We start from the raw sequence: 6,220 nt of genomic DNA, 5'->3' as shown, positions 1-6,220 counted from the left end.
CTGCATCAATCGCCTCAAGCGGTTCCGTCGGTTCGCTACTCGCTACGAAAAGACCGCCCGCAACTACCTCGCCATGGCGCTGATCGCCTGTATCCTCATCTGGATCGGGGTTTGAAAACAGGCCCTAATGCCGGCTCTTCTTCCCTGTGCTGTTGACTGCCGTATCAGATAGTCATGGCAACCGGGAGCGCCCTGAGGGCTGCGATCCTGGCAAGGAAATGCATTCTGGACAAGCAGGATCGTATCGCCGCCACGGGCGAGGCCCATGGCCAGTCGCTCGGCATGGTTGTTGAGGTCGGCGCCCCTGGCGTTCTGCATCGGGTCCGCCCTTCCTCCCCAAGATCCATGGTTGAGCCGATAGTAGGTACAATTGACGGGCATCTTGGCCTCCCGTGCACTGCCTAGCGCCCGGCTCCTAATCGCGACGAACGCTCTGTGGACTTCTGCCACTCACAGGAGCAGGGCAACCTAGCTTCTACCGGATGTCAAACAGGAGGATTTCCGCGTCTTTTCCGGGAATTTCCACGGATTCTTGCTGAAGTGAAGGTTCGGGCCTTGGACACGGCCGCCAGATCGGGGACCCGCTCCGGCCCCTGCAGAGCCGCCAGGAACCCATTCCCCTCGGCGCCGCCGCGAGGCGCCGTTCAGTCCGAATAGGAACATTCTGCGGTTGTGGAACCTGCAGCCGCCGCGCACCGTGCGCTCGGGGTAGGGCTGTCCCTATCCCGTTCCGTCTCCCACGACATGCCTAGCCCGCCCGGCCAATCCCCGTGGCGGGCTTTTTCTGCCCTTTATTTACCGGATGCGCCGGAAGGTTCATTCCACGGTGTATTCCAGCGTGTCACGGCTGACCCGGCGCACGATCAGGCGCTTGCCCTCGAGGGGGTAATATTCGCCCGGCCCCAGGGCCAGGGTGATGGGCTGCGCAGCCGCGGCGTAGGCGCCATCCGGCGAGGTCACGCCCACCGGCACCCACAGCACCGCCGCGTCGCGCGTGTCCAGGACCAGGTCGTTGCGCACCAGAACCGCCCTGCCGCCCTGCACGCCGTCGAAGCGCACCATCACCCGGGTAACTTCCCGGCCGTCGACATTGAGCAGGCCATACGGGCTGGGCGGCGCCCGCATGATGCGGACATCCATCACGGTGCCGCCGACATTGGCCGACAGGGTCGGGCCATCCGGCGTCACCAGCGCAGCCTTGCGGCCGTAATCGGTGCCGCAGGCCGCCAAGGCCAGCAGCGCGCACGCCGTGCCCAGGATCCGTATCGTGACGCGCATCATCGCCTCGCCCCATGCCTCCCCGCGCCGTGTCGGCGCCAGCGCAATGTTGGCAAGGAAACCGCCGAGCGTCCATGGCGATCCTAGCCGCTGTTGCGCAGGCCGGCGGCGATGCCGTTGATGCTGAGATGGATGCCCTGGATCACCGCCGGGTCGGCATCGCCGGCGCGGTGGCGCCTGAGCAGCTCGATCTGCACATGGTTCAGCGGGTCGATATAGGGGAACCGGTTACGGATCGAGCGGGCCAGCAACGGGTTGCTCTCGAGCAGGGTCTGCTGCTGCGTGATCGCGAGCACGGCGTCGATCGCTTCCTGCCACTCGGCGCGCAGCCGGGCGAAGATCGCCGTGCGCAACGCGGCATCGTCGACCAGCTCGGCATAGCGCGATGCGATCGCGATGTCGCTCTTTGCCAGCACCATGTCCGTGTTCGACAGCATGGTGCGGAAGAACGGCCAGTCGCGGTACATGGCCTGCAGCGTCGCCATGCCGTCGGCCGGCCGGCCGGCGGTCCACGCCCTGACCGCGGCGCCGAAGCCGTACCAGCCCGGCAGCATGAGGCGGCACTGCGCCCAGCTGAAGACCCAGGGAATGGCGCGCAGGTCCTCGATGCCGCCCAGCTTGGACCGCGACGCCGGGCGGCTGCCGATGTTGAGGTTGGCGATCTCGCCCAGGACGGTGGACTGGCGGAAATAGCGCTCGAAGCCTTCGGTGCCGTAGACCAGGTCGCGATAGGCGCGGTAGGCGTGCGCCGACAGCGCCTCCATCACCTCGAGATACTCGGGGCGGGCCGCGGGCTGGGCCCCTTCCAGCAGCGTCGCCTCCAGGGTGGCAGCAGCCAGCGCCTCCAGGTTGCGCCGGCCGACCTCGGCATTGGAGTACTTGCCGCCGATCACCTCGCCCTGCTCGGTGATGCGGATCGAGCCCTGCACGGCGCCCGGCGGCTGCGCCAGGATCGCCTCGTAGCTCGGCCCGCCGCCGCGCCCGACCGAGCCGCCGCGGCCGTGGAACAGGCTCAGCCCGATGCCGTGGCGCGCGAACGTGTCGACCAACGCCACCTCCGCCTTGTACAGCTCCCAGGTCGATGTCAGGTAGCCACCGTCCTTGTTGCTGTCGGAGTAGCCCAGCATCACCTCCTGCAGGCCGCTGCGCGAGGGCAGCAGCCGGCGATACTCGGGCAGGCCGAACAGCGCATCCATGATCGGGCCGCAGCGCTGCAGGTCGGCGATGGTCTCGAACAGCGGCACGATGTTGACGTCGAGGCGATCCTCGCGCGGCCGCAGCAGTCCGACCTCCTTGAGCAGCACCGCCACTTCCAGGAGGTCGGAGACGCCGTCGGCCTTGGAGATCACGTAATTGGGCACGGCGGCCGCGCCGTAGCGGCGGTGCGCATCGGCCGCCACGCGCAGCATCGCCAGCTCCGACGCGGTCTCCTCGGAATAGGCCAGGTGCAGCGACGCCAGCGGCCGCGCGTTGCGCAGCTCGGCGGCCAACAGGCGGACGCGGTCGGCCTCGGGCAGGGTGCGATAGTTGGCGCTGACGCCGGCGGTCTCCAGCAGCTCGGCGATCACCCGCTCGTGCACGTCGGCGTTCTGGCGCAGGTCCAGCGACGCGAGGTGGAAGCCGAACACGTCGATCGCGCGCCGCAGCTGCCGCAACCGCCCGCGCGCCAGGGGCGCCGATCCGTTGGCCATCAGCGACTCGTGGATGACGTCGAGGTCGGCGCGCAGCGCCTCGGCCGAAGCGTAGGGCGGCGCCTGGCCGATGGCGGGGTGCGGCGGTTCCAGCCGGTCGAGCGCCCAGGCGGTCGCCGCCAGCCGCGCATAGATGCCGGCGATGGCGCGCCGATAGGGCTCGTCCCGGCGCTCCGGCGCGCGGTCGGGCGACTGCTCGGCGAGCGCCCGCGCCGCCTTCGACACACCCACGATGCGTTCGTCGAGCGACAGCTCGCCGCCCAGCCGGTGCAGCTCGTCGAGGTGGAAGCGTATCGCCCGCTCGCTCTGCATCGCCAATGCCTGGCGCAGCACCTCGGCGGTGACGAACGGATTGCCGTCGCGGTCGCCGCCGATCCAGCTGCCCATGCGCAGGAACGAGGGCACCTGAAGATCCTGCCAGGCCGGCTCCATGGTGCCGAGGTCATCCTCGAGCTCGGCATAGAAAATCGGCAGCTCGCGCAGGAACGTATGGTCGTAGTAGGCAAGCCCGTTGGCGACCTCGTCGATGACGCGCAGGCGCGTGGTGCGCAGCACGCTGGTCTGCCACAGCGTCAGCACGGCGCGGCGCAGGGCCTTGCGGTTGGCAGCGAGCTCCTCCGGAGTGAACTGGATGCGGTCGCGCTCGTCCAGCAGGCGTGCGATCTCCATCTCGCGGTCGATTGAGCTCTTGCGGCGCACCTCGGTCGGATGCGCCGTCAGCACGGGGCAGCACAGGGCACGCGCGAAGAAAGCCTGCAGCCGCGCCTGCGTCACGCCGCTTGCCCGGGCGTGGCCCAGCGCATACGCCATCGTGCCCGGCCGCGGCGCGGCGTTGGCCATGGCGTAGGCACGCGTGCGGCGGATGTGGTGCTGGTCCTCGGCCAGGTTGGCGAGGTGCGAGAAGTAGCCGAACGCCCGGATGATGCGATCGGCCCGATCGGCCGGCAGGCTGCTCATGATCGCCTGCAGCTCCTGGCGAGCGGCCTCGTCGGCATCGCGGTGGAAGCGCACGGCGGTGCGCCGGATGCGCTCGACCAGCTCGAACACCTTCTCGCCTTCCTGGTTGCGCACCGTGTCGCCCAGGATGCGGCCCAGGAGCCGGATGTCGTAGCGGAGCGGCACGTCCTTCTCGGGCACGTCCTCGCGCGGATCCAGATGCTCCATCGCCTGCCTCCGGTTGTGGCCTGGCCGCGTCAGCGGCACGTCAGGCCATGGGCGCATGCCGTGCGCGTGACGCCAGCATCCGCCGATCGGTCCTGATGAGCGATGTAGCACAAGCCACCCGCGCCCGGCCGCCCTTCCTGCTCGCCCACTCGCCCTGGGACACCGTTCCCGTGCTGGCGGCATTGGCGCATCTCGCCGGCGTCGTCGCGCTGGTGATGGCATTCCCGGTCATGCCGTGGTGGGCGTTCATCGCGCTGGCGCTGGCCTATGCCGTGTCGATCTCATGGAACATCAACGGCATCGCGCACAACCAGATCCACAATCCCTATTTCAGGTCCGACGCGCTCAACCGCGCCTTCAACATGCTGCTGTCGCTCACGTTGGGCTTCACGCAGACCGAGTATCACTACGTCCACCTGCGCCATCACGCCGGCAATTCCGACCGTCCCGGCCCCGACGGCGAGACCATCGATCCGCTGTCGATCTACCGCTGCGGCGACCACGGCGAGCCGGAGAATGTCTGGGCCTACACCTTCCTGAGCTATTTCCGCGACGCGCCGACCAAGGATTTCAGCAGCATGACCGGCCGGCGCCGGCTCGATGCGCTGTGGTCGCGTGCCGAGATGGCGGCGGTGGTCCTGTTCTACGGCCTGCTCGCGGTCCATGACTGGCGGGCCGTGCTCTGCCTGGCGCCGTTCTACTATCTCGGCCACAGCCTGTCGTCGCTCAACGGCTGGTACGAGCATTTCGGCGGCAATCCCGACGTGCCGATCGCATGGGGCGTCAGCACCTACAACCGCTTCTACAATTGGCTGTGGTTCAACAACGGCTACCACGCCGAGCACCACTATCGACCCAAGCAGCATTGGACGCGCATGAAAGAGCTGCATCTGCAAATCGCCGACGCGCAGAAGGCGGCTGGCGTCAAGGTGATCATGACCTGCCATGCGCTCGGCTTCCTCGAGCCCAGCCATCCGCCGCATGTGTGGCGCAAGCTCGCCGCGCACATGCTGGGACGTCGCGCCGCGCCGGCAGGTGGTGCATGAAGCAACCGCAACGCCTGCTGCTGGCCCATTCGGGCTGGGATGCGATCCCGATCGTGCTGGGCATCGCGCATGCCGCTTCCGTCATCGGCCTGCTCGTCGCCTTCGAGGCCTTGCCGTGGTGGGGCATGCTGCCGCTGGCCCTGCTCTACGCCGTCAGCATCTCGTGGAACGTCAACAGCATCGCCCACAACCAGGTGCACAATCCCTACTTCGCCTGGCCGCCGCTGAACCGCGCCTTCAACATCGTGCTGTCATTGGCCTGCGGCTTCTCGCAGACCGAGCATCACCATACGCATCTGCGGCACCACAGCGGCAATTCCGACCGCCCCGGCGCCGGCGGCGCCACCGTCGACCCGTTCTCCATCTATCGGTTCGGGCATGGCGGACAGCCCGAGCCGATGCTGTCGTACATCATCCTGTCGAACTACCGCGACAGCCCGACCGGCAACACCGGCAAGCTGACCGGCCGGCAGCGCCGGGACCTGTGGTGGATGCGGATCGAGTTCGCCTGCGTCATCGCCTTCGTGGCGCTGCTGGCCTGGCTCGACTGGCGCTTCGTGCTGTTCATGGTGCCGTTCTGGGCGCTGGGCCATATGCTCTCGGCGCTCAACGGCTACTACGAGCATCTCGGCGGCGATCCCGACCAGCCCATGGCCTGGGGCGTCAGCTCCTATACCCGCCTCTACAACCTGATGTGGATGAACAACGGCTATCACGCCGAGCACCACTACCGGCCGAAGGTGCACTGGACCCGCATGAAGGCGCTTCACCGCGAGATCGCGGCGCAGCAGCAGGCGGCGGGCGTGCGCGTGCTGCGCCACGCCCATGGCCTGGGCTTCCTCGATCCCGGCCATCCGCCGCATATCTGGCCGTGGCGGCGTCGAGCAGCCGTCGGGGGGTAGCCTGCTGCTGCGCTAGCCCGAAGTTACCCCTGAGGGAATTGAGCAAGTTGTTGTGATCGCAGGGATTTGTTGACTGCGAAGTGTTTCGTGCTGCCTACAGCGAGGGTGTCAGGTCGAGCAGATCGAAGGCGCGTTGCTG

Annotated in this window: 4 protein-coding genes and 1 pseudogene; 3 read left to right on the top strand and 2 right to left on the bottom strand. The window is 67.9% G+C overall.

Translation table 11 applies throughout. The annotated features are described in order from the left end of the window. Nucleotides 1–115: pseudogene (locus FHP25_RS42180) on the top strand (IS5/IS1182 family transposase); the annotation flags it as partial. Nucleotides 116–816: 701 nt separating this feature from the next. On the opposite strand, the gene FHP25_RS41225 reads toward FHP25_RS42180, so the two are convergent. Next, on the bottom strand, nt 817–1,281 hold the full coding sequence (locus tag FHP25_RS41225; protein WP_178134149.1) for a hypothetical protein: 465 nt from the start codon (nt 1,279–1,281) through the stop codon (nt 817–819). An 80-nt stretch (nt 1,282–1,361) separates the two neighbouring features. After that, entirely contained in the window at nt 1,362–4,133 is a 2,772-nt protein-coding gene (gene ppc, locus FHP25_RS40260) for a phosphoenolpyruvate carboxylase (RefSeq protein ID WP_147852653.1), read from the bottom strand. 95 nt (nt 4,134–4,228) lie between these two features. Between ppc and FHP25_RS40255 the strand changes: the two genes are divergently transcribed. Both FHP25_RS40255 and FHP25_RS40250 read left to right on the top strand, forming a co-directional pair. Further along, entirely contained in the window at nt 4,229–5,179 is a 951-nt protein-coding gene (locus FHP25_RS40255) for a fatty acid desaturase family protein (RefSeq protein WP_147852652.1), read from the top strand. Beyond that, nucleotides 5,176–6,081 carry a fatty acid desaturase gene (locus FHP25_RS40250; protein ID WP_147852651.1) on the top strand — a complete coding sequence of 302 codons (906 nt, stop codon included), beginning with the start codon at nt 5,176–5,178 and terminating at the stop codon, nt 6,079–6,081. The genes FHP25_RS40255 and FHP25_RS40250 overlap by 4 nt, the downstream gene beginning before the upstream one ends. Nucleotides 6,082–6,220 lie beyond the last annotated feature (139 nt).

It is taken from the genome of Vineibacter terrae (assembly GCF_008039615.1).
GTDB classification, from domain to species: domain Bacteria; phylum Pseudomonadota; class Alphaproteobacteria; order Reyranellales; family Reyranellaceae; genus Vineibacter; species Vineibacter terrae.
Note: the sequence above shows the minus strand (reverse complement) of the source record. Positions and strands in the feature narration are given on the sequence as shown.

Coding starts and splice junctions, on each gene's coding strand:
- FHP25_RS41225 (WP_178134149.1), bottom strand. CDS start 1,281: ATGATGCGCGTCACGATACGGATCCTGGGCACGGCGTGCGCGCTGCTG.
- ppc (WP_147852653.1), bottom strand. CDS start 4,133: ATGGAGCATCTGGATCCGCGCGAGGACGTGCCCGAGAAGGACGTGCCG.
- FHP25_RS40255 (WP_147852652.1), top strand. CDS start 4,229: ATGAGCGATGTAGCACAAGCCACCCGCGCCCGGCCGCCCTTCCTGCTC.
- FHP25_RS40250 (WP_147852651.1), top strand. CDS start 5,176: ATGAAGCAACCGCAACGCCTGCTGCTGGCCCATTCGGGCTGGGATGCG.